Raw genomic sequence first — 1,057 nt, 5'->3', positions numbered from 1 at the left:
AGTTATTCTCCACCGCATTCTTACCCGCCAGTCCGCCCGTCACCGCCCCTGACGCGCTCCCGCTGCTCACTCCCGACGCTATCCCCGACGCCAGCGTCGCCAGCGCGCTCAGGTTTTCCTTCTGCACTGACGTCAGCCTGCTGCTGTCCGTCGTACCGTACAGCGCCTGCGCTATCGCCGACGCTCCCAGCTCTCCCGTTAATCCTCCCGTCGCACCCGCCAGCCCGCTGCCTCCGCTCAGCTCCGCCACCACACCTCCCAGCAGCGCGTGCGCCAGCGCGTTGTTCGCCCTCTCCCCTGCGCTCAGCTCTTCGTAAGGCCTGCCCTGCGTTGTTATCCTTTTTACCTCTCCCGCCAGGTACGGCGCCGCTCCCTGCGCCAGCGCCGCCTTAATGTCGCCGCCGGCCAGACTCTGCAGCGCGCTCACCACCGCGTTCACTCCCGTGGACACGCTCCCGCCCATCTCACCGCCGCGCTGCGCCAGCGCATCGTCGTACGCCATCTGCCACGCCCTGTCCGACACCCCTTTCGCGCTGTCGTCCACCGTCGGATCGACCTGCTTCGCCCCGGCAAGCTCCGCTTTTGCCCGCCGTTCATACTCTCCCTGGCGGGTTTTATCCGACAGCGCCGCCGTCGCCTCCCGCGTTGCCTTCGTCGCCTCGTGAGTGTTGTAAATATCCAGCGCCTGCGAGGCGATGTCGCTCACCAGCTGCGCCTGCTGCAGCCGCTTCTGCTCTTTCTCTTTGTTAAAGATCGGCGCGATGCTGCCGTCGTTGGCGTGTTCCGCATCACGGTTCAGGGTGCTGACGTCCTGCTTCTGGCTGGTCCGGTCGCGGATCACAACCGTCCCTGCGCTCACCGCCGCTTTGGTGGTGCCCTCCGCCTGCCCTTCGCTGCCGGAGCCCGACAGCGGCAGCGCGCTGACGTTGCTTAGCAGATTAGACCCTACCGGACCGCCGCTGTTAAAGCCCGCGCTCTGATGTTCGGTTTTATAGTGCGCCTGATTATCAATGTCTGACCAGCCCAGCGTGCCGGTATCCAGGCGATTTTTATCCGC

The 1,057-nt window shown here is 65.4% G+C and carries 1 protein-coding gene; it reads right to left on the bottom strand.

The window, feature by feature from the left end; all coding sequences use genetic code 11:
• A partial coding sequence (locus ABEH87_RS21640) for a VENN motif pre-toxin domain-containing protein (RefSeq protein WP_346579419.1) occupies positions 1-1,057 on the bottom strand: 1,057 nt, incomplete at both ends.

This window comes from Erwinia sp. Eh17-17, assembly GCF_039675725.1.
GTDB lineage: Bacteria > Pseudomonadota > Gammaproteobacteria > Enterobacterales > Enterobacteriaceae > Erwinia.
This window is presented reverse-complemented; position numbering and strand designations above follow the sequence as displayed.